Source organism: Pseudomonas simiae, assembly GCF_000934565.1.
Taxonomy (GTDB): domain Bacteria; phylum Pseudomonadota; class Gammaproteobacteria; order Pseudomonadales; family Pseudomonadaceae; genus Aquipseudomonas; species Aquipseudomonas simiae.
The window spans coordinates 2,995,046-3,011,808 of record NZ_CP010896.1; the positions used below are offsets into that span (position 1 = coordinate 2,995,046).

General features: G+C 61.5%; 14 protein-coding genes and 2 pseudogenes. 10 read left to right on the forward strand and 6 right to left on the reverse strand.

The window, feature by feature from the left end; all coding sequences use genetic code 11:
* Nucleotides 1-118: 118 nt before the first annotated feature.
* The 6 genes from PF1751_RS13365 (at nt 119) to xylB (ending at nt 6,813) form a co-directional block, all read left to right on the forward strand.
* Nucleotides 119-661: a cytochrome b gene (locus PF1751_RS13365; protein WP_021493159.1), complete on the forward strand. Its 543-nt coding sequence runs from the start codon at nt 119-121 to the stop codon at nt 659-661.
* A 164-nt stretch (nt 662-825) separates the two neighbouring features.
* On the forward strand, nt 826-2,358 hold the full coding sequence (locus PF1751_RS13370; RefSeq protein ID WP_044287195.1) for a sugar ABC transporter ATP-binding protein: 1,533 nt from the start codon (nt 826-828) through the stop codon (nt 2,356-2,358).
* Nucleotides 2,351-3,328 carry an ABC transporter permease subunit gene (locus PF1751_RS13375; RefSeq protein ID WP_021493157.1) on the forward strand — a complete coding sequence of 326 codons (978 nt, stop codon included), beginning with the start codon at nt 2,351-2,353 and terminating at the stop codon, nt 3,326-3,328. The genes PF1751_RS13370 and PF1751_RS13375 overlap by 8 nt, the downstream gene beginning before the upstream one ends.
* 30 nt (nt 3,329-3,358) lie before the next feature.
* Complete coding sequence (locus PF1751_RS13380) at nt 3,359-4,291, forward strand: ABC transporter substrate-binding protein (RefSeq protein WP_010210471.1); 933 nt, start codon at nt 3,359-3,361, stop codon at nt 4,289-4,291.
* Nucleotides 4,292-4,313: 22 nt separating this feature from the next.
* A complete protein-coding gene (locus PF1751_RS13385) occupies nt 4,314-5,315 on the forward strand; it encodes a LacI family DNA-binding transcriptional regulator (RefSeq protein WP_010210470.1) in 1,002 nt (333 codons plus the stop codon).
* Between the two features lie 7 nt (nt 5,316-5,322).
* Entirely contained in the window at nt 5,323-6,813 is a 1,491-nt protein-coding gene (xylB, locus tag PF1751_RS13390) for a xylulokinase (protein WP_044287196.1), read from the forward strand.
* A gap of 10 nt (nt 6,814-6,823) precedes the next feature.
* On the opposite strand, the gene PF1751_RS13395 is transcribed toward xylB, so the two are convergent.
* Nucleotides 6,824-7,267 (reverse strand): Lrp/AsnC family transcriptional regulator, encoded by a 444-nt coding sequence (locus PF1751_RS13395; RefSeq protein ID WP_044287197.1) that lies wholly within the window; start codon nt 7,265-7,267, stop codon nt 6,824-6,826.
* 109 nt (nt 7,268-7,376) lie between these two features.
* On the opposite strand from PF1751_RS13395, the gene PF1751_RS13400 reads away from it, so the two are divergent.
* Nucleotides 7,377-8,279, forward strand: coding sequence for a DMT family transporter (locus PF1751_RS13400; RefSeq protein ID WP_010210466.1), 903 nt, complete (start codon nt 7,377-7,379; stop codon nt 8,277-8,279).
* Here the strand turns inward: PF1751_RS13400 and PF1751_RS13405 are convergent.
* From PF1751_RS13405 to fabF, 3 genes are all read right to left on the reverse strand, one after another.
* Nucleotides 8,257-10,236 carry a peptidase U32 family protein gene (locus PF1751_RS13405; RefSeq protein ID WP_044287198.1) on the reverse strand — a complete coding sequence of 660 codons (1,980 nt, stop codon included), beginning with the start codon at nt 10,234-10,236 and terminating at the stop codon, nt 8,257-8,259. The genes PF1751_RS13400 and PF1751_RS13405 overlap by 23 nt on opposite strands.
* A gap of 70 nt (nt 10,237-10,306) precedes the next feature.
* Complete coding sequence (locus PF1751_RS13410) at nt 10,307-10,687, reverse strand: RidA family protein (protein ID WP_042572410.1); 381 nt, start codon at nt 10,685-10,687, stop codon at nt 10,307-10,309.
* Between the two features lie 65 nt (nt 10,688-10,752).
* Nucleotides 10,753-12,021 (reverse strand): beta-ketoacyl-ACP synthase II, encoded by a 1,269-nt coding sequence (fabF, locus tag PF1751_RS13415; protein WP_042572409.1) that lies wholly within the window; start codon nt 12,019-12,021, stop codon nt 10,753-10,755.
* Nucleotides 12,022-12,129: 108 nt separating this feature from the next.
* On the opposite strand from fabF, the gene PF1751_RS13420 reads away from it, so the two are divergent.
* The 3 genes and pseudogenes from PF1751_RS13420 to PF1751_RS29870 form a co-directional block, all read left to right on the forward strand.
* Complete coding sequence (locus tag PF1751_RS13420) at nt 12,130-12,618, forward strand: winged helix-turn-helix transcriptional regulator (protein WP_010210461.1); 489 nt, start codon at nt 12,130-12,132, stop codon at nt 12,616-12,618.
* Between the two features lie 114 nt (nt 12,619-12,732).
* Nucleotides 12,733-13,500, forward strand: a pseudogene (locus PF1751_RS29865) (PAS domain-containing protein); the annotation flags it as partial.
* A 111-nt stretch (nt 13,501-13,611) separates the two neighbouring features.
* A pseudogene (locus PF1751_RS29870) lies at nt 13,612-14,088 on the forward strand (methyl-accepting chemotaxis protein); the annotation flags it as partial.
* A 109-nt stretch (nt 14,089-14,197) separates the two neighbouring features.
* On the opposite strand, the gene PF1751_RS13430 reads toward PF1751_RS29870, so the two are convergent.
* Both PF1751_RS13430 and PF1751_RS13435 read right to left on the reverse strand, forming a co-directional pair.
* Nucleotides 14,198-15,520 carry an OprD family porin gene (locus PF1751_RS13430; RefSeq protein ID WP_021493152.1) on the reverse strand — a complete coding sequence of 441 codons (1,323 nt, stop codon included), beginning with the start codon at nt 15,518-15,520 and terminating at the stop codon, nt 14,198-14,200.
* A gap of 357 nt (nt 15,521-15,877) precedes the next feature.
* Nucleotides 15,878-16,747, reverse strand: coding sequence for an isocitrate lyase/PEP mutase family protein (locus tag PF1751_RS13435; protein WP_021493150.1), 870 nt, complete (start codon nt 16,745-16,747; stop codon nt 15,878-15,880).
* Nucleotides 16,748-16,763: the final 16 nt, after the last annotated feature.

Sequence of the window (16,763 nt, forward strand, 5' to 3'; positions counted from 1 at the left end):
AGGTGGCGAAAATGATCGATTTGGCGATCTTCAGACTGCCTTAAGACTCCTCGGGGAGGGTGGCGTCGACTCTTCCAAGCCACGTTCGGCCATCCCTTCCCCACAAGGTGTCTTTTTCATGAGCGAAACCCAGACCACACAGCGCTATACACGGTTATCGATGACCCTGCATTGGCTGATGCTGGCGCTGTTTGTTGGCGTCTATGGCTGCATCGAACTCAAAGGCCTGTTGCCCCGCGGCCATGCGCTCAAAAGCCTGCTCCTTGGTGGCCACGCACTGTTCGGCAGCGGGATTTTCCTGCTGGTGTGGTTGCGCTTGCTCGGGCGCCTGGCACCTCGGCCACCGATCGTGCCGCGCCCGCCGGCCTGGCAGACCGGCGTGTCGCACCTTATGCACCTGGCGTTGTACGGCCTGATGATCATCACGCCGATATTGGCCTGGTTGATGCTCAACGCCGGCGGCAAGCCCGTGCCGTATTTTGAATTTGCCTTGCCCTCGCTGGTAGCGCCAGACCCGGTCCTGGCCAAGCAATTCAAGCATTGGCACGAATGGCTGGGCAGTGCCGGTTATTGGTTGATCGGCCTGCATGCGGTGGCTGGGCTTTTCCATCATTACTGGGTGCGAGACAACACCCTGATGCGCATGTTGCCAAAACGCTAGAACCACACAAATCGCGAATAACGTGCCTGATGAAACGTTTCATCTTGCGATAAACGGCTCACGCAAGCGCTTGCGTAAGTAAATGTATCTGATTAGAGTCGGTGGCAATCGGCTCTGATCCAAGGGGCTCGAATACAAAAATAAAAAAATCCAGGAGCTCATCCATGAGCCTTGAACCCTTGCTTGAGATGCAGGGCATCAGCAAAACCTTCAATGGTTTGCGCGTGCTCAAGACGGTCGGCCTGAAGGTCTACCCCGGCGAAATCCACGCCTTGATGGGGGAGAACGGCGCCGGCAAGTCGACGCTGATGAAGATTCTCTCCGGCGCCTACCAAGCCGACCCAGGCGGTGAAATCCGCATTGCCGGTCAGCTCATCCCCACCTTCGACCCCGCCACCGCCAAAGCCCTTGGCATCGCCGTGATCTATCAGGAATTGAGCCTGTGCCCCAACCTGAGCGTGGCCGAGAACATTTACCTGGGCCGCGAATTGCGGCGCGGCTGGAGCATCGATCGTAAGGGCATGGAGGCCGGTTGCATCGAAGTGTTGCAGCGCCTGGGCGCTGAGTTCACCCCGGCCACGCGAGTCAGCAGCCTGTCGATCGCCGAGCGTCAGTTGGTGGAAATCGCCCGCGCCCTGCATGCCCACGCCAAGATCCTGGTGATGGACGAACCCACCACGCCCTTGTCATCCCGCGAGACCGACCGCTTGTTCGCGCTGATCAAGCAACTGCGCAGCCAGGGCTTGGCGATCATCTACATCAGCCACCGCATGGCCGAAATCTACGCGTTATCGGACCGCGTCTCGGTGCTGCGTGACGGCCAGTACATCGGCGAGTTGACCCGCGATGCACTGTCCGCCGAAGCGCTGGTGAAAATGATGGTGGGCCGCGACCTGTCAGGGTTCTACAAGAAGGAACACGCCGCGTATAACCCCGGCAACGTGGTGATGCGGGTGCGCGACATGGCCGACGGCAAGCGCGTGCGCCACTGCAGTTTCGACCTGCATGCCGGCGAAGTACTGGGCATTGCCGGGTTGGTCGGGGCAGGGCGCACCGAGCTGGCGCGGCTGATCTTTGCGGCCGACCCACGCACCTCGGGCACCCTGGAAGTGGTCGGCAAGGCCGTTACCCCACTGCGCACCCCGGCGGATGCGATTCGCGCAGGCGTCGTCTACCTCACCGAAGACCGCAAGGCTCAGGGCCTGTTCCTCGACATGAGCGTGGCGGACAACATCAACGTCTGCGCCTGTGTGCCGGATGCCCATGCCGGCGGAGTACTGGACCGCGACCATGCGTTGCAGCGTTCCAATGATGCGATCAAGTCGCTGTCGATTCGCGTGGCGTCAGGCAAGGTCAATGCTGGCGCCTTGTCCGGCGGCAATCAGCAGAAGGTGCTTCTGGCACGGCTGCTGGAGGTCAAACCCCACGTGCTGATCCTCGACGAGCCCACACGCGGCGTCGACATCGGCTCCAAGTCCGAGATCTATCGCATCATCAATCAATTGGCCCAGGCCGGCATCGGCATCGTGGTGATTTCCAGCGAGTTGCCGGAAATCATCGGCACCTGCGACCGCGTGTTGATCATGCGCGAAGGCCAGCTCGTCGCTGAAGTCGGCGGTGCCTCCGGCCAGGCTATTTCCCAAGAACGCATTATTGACCTCGCCACCGGTGGCGAGCAGGTGGTTGCCCATGGCTGAGTTGAATATCGCAACGACAAACAAAACGGAACGCGCACGCGAGCTGATGCGCACGGTGGGCATGTTGCCCGTGCTGATCTTGCTGTTGGTGGGCTTTGCCCTGGCCAGCGAGAACTTCCTGACGATGCAGAACCTGTCGATCATCTCCCAACAGGCGTCGGTGAACGTGGTGCTGGCGGCGGGCATGACGTTTGTGATCCTCACCGCCGGTATCGACTTGTCAGTGGGCGCGATCCTGGCGGCCTCGGCGGTGGTGGCGTTGCAGGCGTCGATGTCGCCGCAGTTCGGCATGTTCGGGATTGCCGCGGGTATCGGCTTCGGGCTGTTGCTCGGGCTGGTCAATGGCGGGTTGATCGCTTTTATGCGCCTGCCGCCGTTTATCGTCACCCTTGGCGCACTGACGGCCATGCGCGGGCTGGCGCGGCTTTTGGCGGACGACAAGACCGTGTTCAACCCGGACCTGCCATTTGCCTTCATCGGCAATGACTCGTTACTCGGCGTGCCCTGGTTGGTGATCATTGCCGTGGCCGTGGTGGCGCTGTCGTGGTTCATCCTGCGCCGCACGGTGATGGGCGTGCAGATCTACTCGGTCGGCGGCAACCCGGAAGCGGCGCGGTTGTCGGGGATCAAGGTGTGGAAGGTGCTGCTGTTCGTCTACGCCATGTCCGGCGCGCTGGCCGGGCTGGGCGCGGTGATGAGCGCTTCGCGTCTATTCGCTGCCAATGGTTTGCAACTGGGGCAATCCTACGAGCTGGATGCGATTGCGGCGGTGATCCTCGGTGGCACCAGTTTCACCGGCGGCGTCGGCACCATCGGCGGCACACTGATCGGTGCGCTGATCATTGCAGTGCTCACCAATGGGCTGGTGCTGCTGGGCGTGTCGGATATCTGGCAATACATCATCAAGGGCATTGTGATCATCGGCGCGGTGGCGCTGGATCGTTATCGCCAGTCCGGTGCGCGGACCTGATTTCATACAACAATCACAAGAGAGACCCGCATGAACCTTAAACGCATGTTTCCCGTCATTGCCTTGGCTGCCCTGATGTCCCAAGCCGTCGAAGCCCGTGAGTTGAAAGCCCTCGGCATCAGCATGGGTTCCCTGGGCAACCCGTACTTTGTGACCCTGGCCGATGGCGCCACGGCGCGGGCCAAGGAGCTGAACCCCAATGTCAAGGTCACCTCGGTGTCGGCTGACTATGACCTGAGCAAGCAGTTTTCGCAGATCGATAACTTCATTTCATCCAAGGTCGACCTGATCCTGATCAACGCCGTCGACCCGTCTGCCATGGCCTCGGCGATCAAGAAAGCCCGCGATGCCGGGATCGTCGTGGTCGCTGTGGATGTGGACGCCAAGGGCGTCAACGCCACCGTGCAGACCGACAACGTCGAAGCCGGCAAGCTGGCCTGCCAGTACCTGGTGGACAAGCTCTCCGGCAAGGGCAACGTGATCATCCAGAACGGCCCGCAAGTGACCGCCGTGACCGACCGCGTCAAAGGCTGCAAGGCCGCACTCGCTGCTGCGCCCGACATCAAGGTGCTGTCCGATGATCAGGACGGCAAAGGCTCCCGCGAAGGTGGCTTGAACGTGATGCAGGGTTATCTCACGCGCTTCCCGAAAATCGACGGCTTGTTCGCGATCAACGACCCGCAAGCCGTCGGCAGCGACCTGGCGGCCAAGCAGCTCAAGCGCAGCGGCCTCATCATCACCTCGGTGGATGGCGCGCCGGATATCGAGAATGCGCTGAAGACCGACTCCCAGATACAGGCGTCTTCCAGCCAGGACCCATGGGCCATGGCGCAGACCGCGGTAAACGTGGGCAATGACATTCTCAACGACAAAGCCCCGGCCGAAGCGGTTACCCTGCTCACGCCCAAACTGATCACCCGCGACAACATCGGTACGTACAGCGGTTGGTCGAGTAAACATTGATCCATTGAGAAGGAACAACGCCGTGGTCACCATGGATGACGTGGCAAGCCGGGCCGGGGTGTCGACATCGACGGTGTCGCACGTGTTGAACGGCACCCGCAAGGTCAGCCCGGCCACCGTGCTGGCGGTGCAGCAGGCGATCCAGGCGTTGGGCTACATCCCCAACACCCTGGCGCGCTCGCTGGCCCGGTCAAGCACCAATACCATGGGTGTGGCGATCTCGGCGTTGTCCAACCACTACTTCAGCGAAACGGTGCACGCGATTGAAACCGAGTGCGCCAAGAACGGCTACATGATGCTGTTTGTCGACACCCATGATGATCCGGAGCAGGAATTGCGGGTGGTCACGGCGCTGCATCATCGGCGGGTGGATGGGATTGTGCTGGCGCCCTCCAATGGCTCCAAGGCGCTGGAGTACCTGCGGGCCAACGAGATTCCAGCAGTGCTGGTTGACCGCATGATGAGCGATCAATTTGACCAGATCGGGGTGGACAACGCCCAGCCGACCCAGGCCCTTATCCAGCACCTGATCGCCCATGGGCACCGGCGGATTGGTTTTATCGCCGGGCGGGAGGGGTTCAGTACCACGGACGAGCGCGTCGCGGGTTATCGCGCGGCATTGCTCGCGGCGGGGCTGGCGTTTGATCCGCAACTGCTGGTCAACGGCGGCTCCAACACTGAACCGGCGCGCAAGGCAACGGTGCAGTTGCTGGGGCTGGCAGCACCACCTACGGCGATTATGGCCGGTAATAACCTGATGACCCTCGGCGCCATGCAGGCCCTGCGTGACGCGCAGATTACCGTGCCGGGGCAGATGGCCCTGGTCGGTTTCGATGATTTTGACTGGGCGGACTTTTTCGAGCCACGCCTGACCCTGATCGCGCAGCCGGTCCAGGCACTCGGCGCCCAGGCCGTGCACCTGTTGTTGCAACGCATGGCCTCGCCTGACGCGCCGCCCCACAGCGTGCGCCTGACGCCGACCCTGCAAGTGCGTAATTCATGTGGCTGTATTGGATTGGAATGACCTCCGTATGAGCAACCCTGTTTCCCTCGGCATCGACCTCGGCACCTCGGAACTCAAAGCGATCCTCATGGACCTCGACGGTTCAGTCCTGGCCCATGCCGGCGTGCGCCTGAGCGTGTCGCGGCGTCATAGCGGCTGGTCCGAGCAAGACCCGCAGGATTGGTGGCAGGCGTGTTTGCAGGCGCTGGCCCAGTTGCGCACGCATGAGGCATTTGCCCGTGTGGCCTGTATCGGCCTGTCTGGGCAGATGCATGGCGCGGTGTTGCTGGGGGCGGATAATCGCGTGTTGTATCCGGCGATCCTGTGGGATGACTCGCGTGCGGTCGCCGAGGCTGAACGGTTGGGAACGGCGTTTGCCGACGTCACCGGCAGCCTGCCCATGGCGGGGCTGACAGCGCCGAAACTGTTGTGGCTGAAACAGCATGAGCCGCAGGTGTTCAAGGCCATCGATTGTGTGCTGTCACCCAAGGACTACCTGCGCTTGCGTTTGAGTGGCGAGCGCATCAGCGAGATGTCGGATGCTGCGGGTACGTTGTGGCTGGATGTGGCACGGCGTGAGTGGTTCGTCCCGATGTTGCGCGCGACGGGGCTGTCGCCTGCGCAGATGCCCAGGTTGGTCGAGGGCGGTGCCGCGAGCGCGGTGTTGACGGCGGACGGGCTGGGTTTGTCTTCCTCCGTCGTGATTGCCGGCGGCGGCGGTGACAACCCGGTCGCGGCTGTCGGTATCGGTGCGATCAAGGCAGGGGACGCTTTTATCACCCTCGGCACCAGCGCGGCCATCGTCGCCATCACCGACCACGCTGCCGGCAACCCGGCCAGCGCGGTACACAGCTTTTGCCACGCACTGCCTGACCGTTGGTACACCATGGGCGCCATGCTGGCCGGGGCCAGTTGCCTGCGTTGGGTCACGCGGCTGACGGGGATGCCGGATGAACAGACCTTGTTGGACCAGGTGCAGGCGCAATTGCCGATTGAGCAGGCAGTGCCCCTCAGTACCCCGTTGTTTCTGCCGTACCTCGCCGGCGAACGCACGCCCCACAACGATCCGCTGCTGCGCGGCGGATTCATGGGCCTGGGCCATGACTGCACACCCGCTATGCTCGGTTATGCGGTGATGGAAGGGGTGGGTTTCGGTTTGCTGGATGCGCTGCGCGCCGTGCAATCGGCCGGTGCCAACGTTGATGCCTGCGCCTTGGTGGGCGGCGGGGCGCGCAGCGAATACTGGGCGCAGTTGCTGGCCAACATCCTCCAGCGGGAGATATACACGTTGCACGGCAGTGAATTGAGCGCCTGCATCGGGGCGGCGAAACTGGGCTTCCTGTCGATCGGGGAAGGGGACGCGTTGTTGCAAGCAGGAATGCCGGTGAAGGCCCGGTATAGGCCGGATCCCGCACAGCAGGCAGTACTGGCAGCGCGTTATCGCCTGTTTCAGGGTTTACTGGGAGCGGCAAAAGCACTGCACGAACAGGCCACGCAGCCGTGTCAGGCATCGCGCTGATGACTCACGATCAATCATCCGACAGCGGCGGCAAACGCCGTTTCACCGGGGTTTTCTTGACGATCGCGGTGTTGGTTTCGGCATAGGCATTCAGCTTGTCGAGCAGGCTGTCCAGATGATCCATGGTGCGCACATGCAGCCGTGCGATGAAGCAATCATCGCCGGTCACTTTGTCGCACTCGGTGAATTCGGGGATCGCCTGGATCTGGCGTTCCACCTCATGCAGTTTGCCGGGCAGGGGGCGGATGCGCACGATGGCTTGCAGCAGGTAGCCGAAGTGCTTGGGGTCGATGTCGACGGTGTAGTGGGTTAGCACGCCGCGCTCTTCAAGACGGCGCAGGCGTTCGCTGACACTCGGCGAGGACAGCCCGGTAATGCCGGCCAGGGTCTTGAGGGACAGGCGTGAGTCGTCCATCAAAGCGGCGATGAGTTGCTGGTCGATGGTGTCAATCATGGTTTCCACCTAATAAGTAAAGGCAATCCAGTGGTTTGGCCTTTTTTAGGCGCTGGAGCCGCTCCCGAACAGATTGCCATAATTGAGCCTCACTTGAGGAGCTTCAATCATGGACACATCCATCCGTCGTGGTTCGTGGGAAATGATCGCCGCCATGCTCATCTCGGGCACCATTGGCTGGTTTGTACTGGTCTCTGGCGTGTCGGTGATCGAAGTGGTGTTCTGGCGCTGCGTGATCGGTGGGCTGACGCTCTTGCTGGTGTGCGCGCTGCTGGGTTATTTGCGCCTGGACCTGCTGAACGGGGCCAAGCTCGGCCTGGCGATGCTCAGTGGCGTGGCGATTGTTGGCAATTGGTTGCTGCTGTTCGAATCCTATTCCCGTGCCTCCATTGCCATCAGCACAGCGGTGTACAACGTGCAGCCGTTCATGTTGGTGATGCTGGCGGCAGTGTTCCTCGGAGAAAAGATCACCGTGCAGAAACTGGCGTGGCTGAGTATTGCGTTTTTGGGGATGCTGGCGATTGTCACGGCCCATGGCGACCAACAGACCGGCGACGATTACCTGGCCGGCATCGCCTTGGCGCTGGGTGCGGCGTTTCTCTATGCCATTGCGGCGCTGATCATCAAGCGTTTGAAAGAAGTGCCACCGCATTTGATGGCGTTGATCCAGGTGACCACCGGCGCGCTGCTGCTCGCGCCAATGGTGCCTTGGAACAGTTTGCCAGCCACCACCAACGCCTGGGCGGCATTGGTGACACTCGGCGTGGTGCACACCGGTTTGATGTACGTGCTGCTGTACGGCGCGATCCAGAAACTGCCCACGGCGATTACCGGTGCGCTGTCGTTCATCTACCCGATTGCGGCGATCTTCGTCGATTGGATCGCCTTCGGGCATCGCCTGGGCTGGCTGCAATGGTTGGGTGTGGCGGCGATTCTGCTGGCGGCTGCGGGGTTGCAGCGGGGCTGGTGGTGGCCCCGCTCGCAGACGGTCAGTGCGTACCCTGGAAAATGATGTTTTCCGGGTTGAAGTGCTCCACCGCGCTGCCCGGTTGCGGCAAGCCCAGGATATGCCCCTTGATCTTGCCCACCACGTGCATCTCGCACGGTTTGCAGTCGAACTTCAGGGTCAGCACTTCATCGCCGTGGATCAACTGCATCGGCGCGACCTTGGTCTTCACGCCCGTGACACCCTTCGCCTGTTTAGGGCACAGGTTGAACGAGAAGCGCAGGCAGTGCTTGGTGATCATCACCGGTACTTCGCCGGTTTCCTCATGGGCTTCGAACGCGGCGTCGATCAGCTTCACCCCATGACGGTGGTAGAAGTCGCGGGCTTTCTGGTTGTAGACGTTGGCCAGGAACGACAGGTGCGCATCCGGGTAGACCGGCGGCGGGGTGGTTTCGGCTTTGCGTCCACCGCGTGGATGTGCGGCAACACGGGCAGCGGTCAGCGCTTCGATCACTTCGCGGCGCAAGGCTTTGAGCTGTGAGTTGGGGATGAAGAACGCTTGCGGCGCATGCAGCTGGATATCGGTCGCGTGGTATTCGGTGGTGCCCAGTTGGCCGAGCAGGTCGCGCAAGGTATCCAGCGCCTGCTCCGGCTTGTTGGCCACGCCGAACGGGCCGGGCAGGGTGACGCTGGCGCTGATGCCTTCTTCACTGGTGGCAGTCACGTCCAGCTGCTCTTCACGCAGGCGAGCCACCCACGTCAGGCCGATGCGGCGTTCGGACGAGGTCTTCAACAGCGCCTGTTGCCAGTTGTGGTCGAGGTTGCGGTTCAGCGGATGATTCGGGCGCAGTTGATGCAGGCCGGCCGGCATTTCATTCGGTTCGACGCGGTAGCGATAGCGTTTCTCGCCGTCTTCCTCGAACTCGCCCTTAGGCTCGGCGATGTTGGCGCGGAAACCCACCACTTCACGCTTGACCAGCACGTTGAGGCCGTCGCCATTGGACAGCGGCTCATGGGTGACCACTTGCAGGTCACGCTTGCTGGCTTTTTCCACCACACCCACCGGCAGGCCGGTGAACGTCGGGGTGTCGAAGGCGCCGATGTCGATCTTGCGGTCAGTGACGAAATAGTCGGTGCTGCCACGGTGAAAGGTCTTTTCCGGATCGGGCAGGAAGAAGTGCGCGGTACGGCCGCTGGAAGCGCGAGCCAGGTCCGGGCGGTCTTCAAGGATCTCGTCGAGGCGCTGACGGTAGTAGGCGGTGATGTTCTTCACATAGCCCATGTCCTTATAGCGACCTTCGATCTTGAACGAGCGCACGCCGGCTTCGACCAAGGCGCGCAGGTTGGCGCTCTGGTTGTTGTCTTTCATCGACAGCAGGTGCTTTTCAAAGGCCACGACACGGCCCTGATCATCTTTCAAGGTGTACGGCAAACGGCAGGCCTGGGAGCAATCTCCACGGTTGGCACTACGGCCGTTCTGCGCGTGGGAGATGTTGCACTGCCCGGAGAACGCCACGCACAAGGCGCCGTGGATGAAAAACTCGATGGCGGCATCGGTTTCGTCGGCGATGGCGCGGATTTCCTGCAGGTTCAGCTCACGGGCCAAGACCAACTGCGAGAAACCGGCCTGGTCGAGAAACTTGGCGCGGCCCAGGGTGCGAATGTCGGTCTGGGTACTGGCGTGCAGCTCGATGGGCGGAATGTCCAGCTCCATCACGCCAAGGTCTTGCACGATCAACGCATCGACGCCGGCGTCGTAGAGCTGATGGATCAGCTTGCGCGCGGGTTCCAGTTCGTTGTCATGCAAGATGGTGTTGATCGTGGTGAACACGCGTGCGTGGTACCGGCGCGCGAATTCTACCAGGGACGCGATATCGCTCACGTCGTTACAGGCGTTATGGCGCGCGCCGAAGCTCGGGCCGCCAATGTACACGGCGTCGGCGCCATGCAGGATCGCCTCGCGCGCGATGGCGACATCGCGGGCAGGGCTGAGCAATTCCAGGTGATGCTTGGGCAAGGACATAGTTTTTTTAGTCAGGCTTGTCACGGTTGAGGCGGGCATTGTAGCTGTGAAATGCCTGACCGGCACCCACTCAGGCCTGAGCGGCCATCGCAGTCACTTCCACGCGCATGCCTTCTACGGCCAAAGCGGCAACGCCAACGGCCGCGCGCACGGGCCAGGGCTTGGCAAAGAAGCGTTTGTAGACCTCGTTGAAGGCCGCGCGATCGGCCATATCCGTCAGATAAATGGTCAGGTGCATCACCCGGTCCATCGAGCTGCCGGCCTTTTCCAGGGCGACTTTCAAGGCTTGCAGGGTGCATTCGCTTTGCTGGGTGATATCGCCCAGCTCCAGGCTGCCATCGGCATGGGTCGGGATCTGGGTGGACACCAGGATGCCATTGAAGCCGATCACGTCGGAGGAAATCGAGTCGGCATCGGGGTCCGGGGTGTAGTGCAGGTCGTGGTTGGCCATGGGCGCCTCTGGTTGGCAGGTTCAGAAAGGCGCCCATGGTCCCCGAAATTGACGACAGGGGCAAACTACGCCCAGCGGCGGAACAACACGCTGGCATTCACGCCGCCGAAGCCGAAGCCGTTGGACAGCGCGTATTCGATCGGCATGGGGCGGGCTGCACCGCGCACCATATCCAGGCCATCCGCAAGTGGGTCGGGGTTTTGCAGGTTGAGGGTGACCGGGGCAACCTGGTCGCGCAGGGCGAGCACGGTGAAAATGGCTTCAATTCCGCCCGCAGCCCCCAACAGGTGACCGGTGGCGGATTTGGTCGAGCTGATGGCCGGACTGCCTTTGGCGCCGAACACCGTGTTGATCGCCGCCAGTTCGCCTTTGTCGCCCACCGGAGTGGAGGTGGCGTGAGCATTCAAGTACTGCACCTGGGTTGCATCGATTCCAGCCTGGCGCAAGGCCTGCAGCATGGCGCGTCGCGCACCGTCGCCATCTTCCGGGCCGGCCGTCATGTGATAGGCGTCGGCACTGGTGCCGTAGCCCACCAATTCCGCAATCGGCTGTGCGCCACGTGCCAGGGCGTGTTCGAGTTCCTCGATGACGAGGATGCCGGCGCCTTCGCCCATGACAAAACCGTCACGTGCCTGGTCGAATGGCCGCGAAGCCAGCTCGGGTGTTTCATTGAAGTCGCTGGACAATGCCCGTGCCGCCGCAAAGCCGGCCAGGCTGACCCGATGAATTGCCGCTTCGGCGCCGCCACATACCGCCACATCGACTTCACCGGCACGAATCATCCGTGCCGCGTCGCCAATCGCCTGCACACCTGCCGCACAGGCGGTCACCGGTGCGCCCAGCGGGCCTTTCAACCCATAGTTGATCGACACATGCCCGGCGGCCATGTTGCTCAGGAAGGAGGGGATGGTGAACGGCGACAACCGCCGTGGGCCTTTGCTATCGGTGGTGCGTACCGCATCGGCAATTGCCGGGAAGCCGCCGACACCCGAAGCGATGATGGTGGCAGTACGTTCCTGCGCTTCGGGCGTCACTGGCGCCCATCCGGCCTGCTTCAAGGCTTCATCCGCCGCCGCCAGGGCGAACAGGATAAAGCGGTCCATCTTGCGCTGTTCCTTGGGCGCCAGCAGTCGATCGGGGTCGAAGCCGGCTTCTGGATCCTGCTGCACGCTTTGTACCTGGCCACCGATGCTCACGGCCAGGTCTCCGATCAGTTCTTCCGGTAGCCGGCGAATGCCCGACTGCCCGGCCAGCAGGCGTTGCCAGGTTGACTCCACGTCAGCACCGAGCGGCGTCAGCGCGCCCATGCCTGTCACAACGATGCGTTTATTCATGATCAATCGACTCCGGTTGCGTTGAGGGAACAGACCCTATGGACGTCACTATCATGATGAAAGTAACATGGCGTCACGCAAATAGGCACCGCTCAAAGGAATCCCCCCATGCAACGCAAGTCCCTTACCCGCGACGAATGTCCCATCGCCCGCAGCCTTGAGCGGGTAGGGGAGTGGTGGAGCATCCTGATCATGCGCGACGCGCTGCAGGGCCTGCGCCGTTTCGATGAGTTTTCCCGCAGCCTGGGCATCGCGCCCAATATGCTTACGCGCCGCCTGAACGCCCTGGTGGAGGCCGGCATGCTGGAGCGCCAGGCCTACAGTGAGCGGCCGCCGCGCTATGAATATGTGCCGACGGCCAAGGGCGAGGATTTCCGCATGGTGCTGATGTCGCTGGTAGCCTGGGGTAACCGGCATTACGCCGAGGAGGGCACCAGCGTGGAGTTGGTGGAGCGTGCGACGGGCACGCCAGTACAGCCAATGTTGGCCCGTGCGGATGGGCAGCAGGTACCACTTGACCAGTGCATGTTGCAGGCCGGCCCGGCGGCGAGTTCGGGCATGCGCGAACGCCTGGCCTTGCTTGATGCAAAGCGCTGATCAAACGAGTAGTTGACGCCAGAAAATAATCCCTCCAGCGCGCGTAAAGTCGCGGATTTCCGAGCCGATAGCAAGTAGAGACACAGGGTTCTCCGCACGGTTGAGGGTAAGTCCATGTTCAACACAGCACTCAAGACAGCACTGTCGGCCAGGACGGCCGAAGTCACCGAGTTCAAAGGACTGATCGCCGCACTGGAACGCTCCATGGCCGTGGTCGAATTCGACCTGAACGGCAGGGTGCTGCGGGCCAACGACAACTTCCTCAACACCCTGGGCTACAACGCCAGTCAGTTGACGGGTAAATCCCACCGTGACTTTTGCCCGCCAGCACTGACCAGCAGCCCGGCCTACAGCCAGTTCTGGAGTGATTTGAAGGCGGGCAAGTTTGTCTCGGGTACCTTCAAACGTGTGGATAGCAACGGCAACACCATCTGGTTGGAAGCCAGTTACAACCCGGTGCTGGATGAGCGCGGCCAGGTGTTAAAAGTGGTCAAGTACGCGCTGGACGTGACCAGCAAGGTCGAGCAAGAAGCGGCCACCCGCAGCAAACTCACGGCGCTGGACCGGGCAATGGCGGTGATTGAATTCGATTTGAATGGGCAAGTGCTGGACGCCAACGTGAATTTCCTCAATGTGATGGGTTACACCTTGGCGGAAATCAAAGGCAAACATCACCGGCTGTTTTGCGAACCGGCGCTGATCAATAGCCATGAATACACTGACTTCTGGCGTCGCTTGAACAGCGGCGAATTCTTCGCTGGTCAATTCAAGCGCCTGGGCAAGCAGGGGCGTGTGGTATGGCTGGAAGCCAGCTACAACCCGGTATATGACGGCGACGGCAAGCTGACCAAGATCGTCAAGTTCGCCAGCGACATCACCGAGCGCGTGGAAAAGTTCGAAGAAGACTCCCGAGGTGCGTCGCGGGCTTACCATATCTCCTCCGAGACCGAGCGCTTTGCCGAACATGGCACCCAGGTGATCCAGGAGACTGCCAGCGAAATGCGCCGCATCGCCGACAACATCGGCGCCTCTGCGCGGCTGGTGGGGCAACTGGGCGATCGTTCCGAGCAGATCACTGCCATCGTCAACACCATTCGCGGGATCGCCGACCAGACCAACTTGTTGGCCCTCAATGCGGCGATCGAGGCGGCGCGCGCGGGGGATCAGGGGCGAGGCTTTGCGGTGGTGGCCGATGAAGTCCGGCAACTGGCCGGGCGGACCAGCCGCTCGACGGCGGAAATTGCCGAAATGATCGGCATGATCCTCTCGGAAACCCGTGACGCAGTGACCAGCATGAACGCCACCCAGGAAGGCGCGCAACGCGGCGTCAGCCTGGCTGATCAGGCGGGTTCGGTGATCCTGCAGATTCGCACCAGCACCAGTGACGCCGTGGAGGCGGTGAGCATGTTCGCGTCGAAGCTGGATGAGTCGGAAGTCATTCCCAAGACCGCAGTGGGTTGGGTGGGTTAACGCCCCCAATGGGAGGCGCGAGCATGCTCGCGAAAAACGCCCGGGCAACGCGTAGATTCAGGATGTACGCGTTATCCTTGAGGTTATTCGCGAGCAAGCGCGTGCCTACCTATAGCAGGGTAAACGGATAGTCGACGATCAGCCGCAGCTCGTTCAGGTCGCCATCGCGCTGGTCGGCGTTTGCTGCCACGATCGCATCACGCACGCGCAACGACAGGTTTTTCGCCGGACCACTCTGGATCACGTACTTGGCCTCAAGATCCGTTTCGTGGTGCGCGCCGTCGTCACCGTAGTCGCCCGCATAGGCGCTGTGATCCGGCGTGTGGGTGCCATTGATATCCGAACCGTTGATATAGCGCCCCATGAAACTCAGTCCCGGCACGCCATAACTGGCCATGTTCAGGTCATAACGGATCCCCCAGGACTGTTCGCCCGGCCCGTTGAAGTCCCCCCATTGCACCGAGTTGGCCAGGTAGACCGAGTCGCCGCCTTCGCCCGCGCCGTTGTTGCCGGTGCCGATGTAGTCAAACGGCGTGTCGCCATGCACTTTCTGGAACGACAGCGTCAGCGTATGCGCCTGCAGGAACGAGTACGCCGCCGCCAACGAGTAGGTGGTGTTGTTGATCGCCCCGGCCTTGGCGCTGCCGGTGTCGAGGGTGCGGTAGAGGTTGCCGTCCAGCGCGAGTGACTGGTCATGGGCCAGCGGGATCACGTAGTTGAGGTTGGTATAGTACTGGCGCCAGATGTCTTCCAACTCACCGGCATACACCGTTGCGCTGAGGGATGGGCTGAAGGTGTACTTGCCCCCGAGGAAACTTGCACTGTTGGCCGCGATATTGGCGTAGGTCGCGTAGATATCGTGATCATGGTTGCTGGTCATGCCACTGTTGGTGCTGGTGAAGTGCCCGGCTTCCAGGTCCAGCCCGGCGATTTCGCTGCTGGTCAGGTCGAAACCGGTAGCGGTCTGCGGCAACAGGCGCGTGCCGCCGGTGGCGAAGACCGGGGCGGTGGGCTGCATGTCGCCGAATTTGAGCTGGGTCTTGGAGACTTTGATCTTCACCGCCGCGCCCACGGAGCCGTAGGCGTCTTCGGGGTCGCCATGCCGGTCGGTCGGCAGGTTGCCGGTGCCGGCGTCCGCGTGGGTGGCGTCAAGTTTCAACCCGCCATAGGCGTAGGCGTCAACGCCGAAGCCGATGGTGCCCTGGGTGAAACCCGAGGCGTAGTTGAGCATCGCGCCCTGGGTCCAGTCGATGTTATCGGCCCGTCCGCCTTCGCGATTGCGATTCATGTAGTAGTTGCGCAACAACCCGGTGACGCTGCTGCCCTCGATAAACCCCTTGGAGTCCGCCTGGTCGGTGACCGACTCGGCAAACGCCATCTGACTGATACCGGCACACACCGCCAGTGCTAACAGGCTCGACTGTTTAATCATGTTGTGACTTCCCCGGAATAATGAGCGCGCGCGCAGAAACACTGCACTTATTGGCTGGCGCATAAAGGTGTATGGGCAGATGTTTGCAGGTGAGCTGTTAGGGTTTTTTATTGTGTTCGGCGTGGCTGCCGAGCTTGATTCTAAGCACAGTCTGCGCGGCCTGCAGCGGGGGACCGGATGAAACTCGATTAATTAAACTTCACTCTTTTTAATCGCCTGCGGGTGTAGCGTGGGGGCTGTCTTAGCCGCTCTGCTTCGACAAAATCCTTTGGTTGCCGCCGCAGAGTCTGCGGCGGATTTTTTTGCGTGGGCGGCTGATTGGAACTGGTTTGTATAAGGAAAGCGGAGCGGGGCGCTTTACTCTTTTACATCCATGAATTCTTCAGCCCATGCCACGTAGCTTTCCGGCAAGGTATAGGTGTGCGTCAGTTCGGTGGCACTGAGGTTATCGGTGCTGTGGGTCAACTGGCGCTGGGCTCGCAGGCTGTCGTAAGTCGCCTTGATCGCCGCAAAGTAAGCACCGTGACCGGCAACCACCACGCGTACGCCGAGGCTCGCCAGGCGCTTGGCATCATTGAGCTTGGGATTGCCATAAGTCACCAGCATCAGCGGCACCGTCAGCTTCTCCGCGATCTTCTCCAAATGCTCGAAATCCGCCACACCGACCATGCAAATTCCATCGGCGCCGGCTTGCTGATACGCCAGGGTGCGCTCGATCACAGCTTCGGTCGGCAACACGCCGGCATTGGTCCGGGCAATGATCGACAACTGCGGATCAACACGGGCTTCCAGCGCGGCGCGGACCTTGCCGATGCCTTCTTCAATAGAGATCAGGTCAGTCGACTTGCGGCCGAATTGCGCAGGCAGCAACGTGTCTTCAATCGTCAACGCGGCCACACCGGCACGCTCAAGTTCTTCGACGGTGCGCATCACGTTCAGCGCGTTACCGTAACCGTGGTCGGCATCGGCAATGAAAGGCAGTTGGGCGACACGGCCGATACGGGTGGCTTGCTCAACGAACTCACTCAGGGTGATCAGCGCAAAATCGGGCGCGGCCAATACCTGCAACGACGCAACGGAGCCACCGAGGATGCCGACTTCAAAACCCAGGTCCGCGGCAATCCGCGCCGACATCGGGTCAAAGACGGAAGCGGTTTCAACGCAGGTTGGGGTGGCAAGCAATTCACGGAATTTGCGGCGCAGGGCTGAGTGAGAAATCTTTGGCATGGGCTTTCCTGATTCT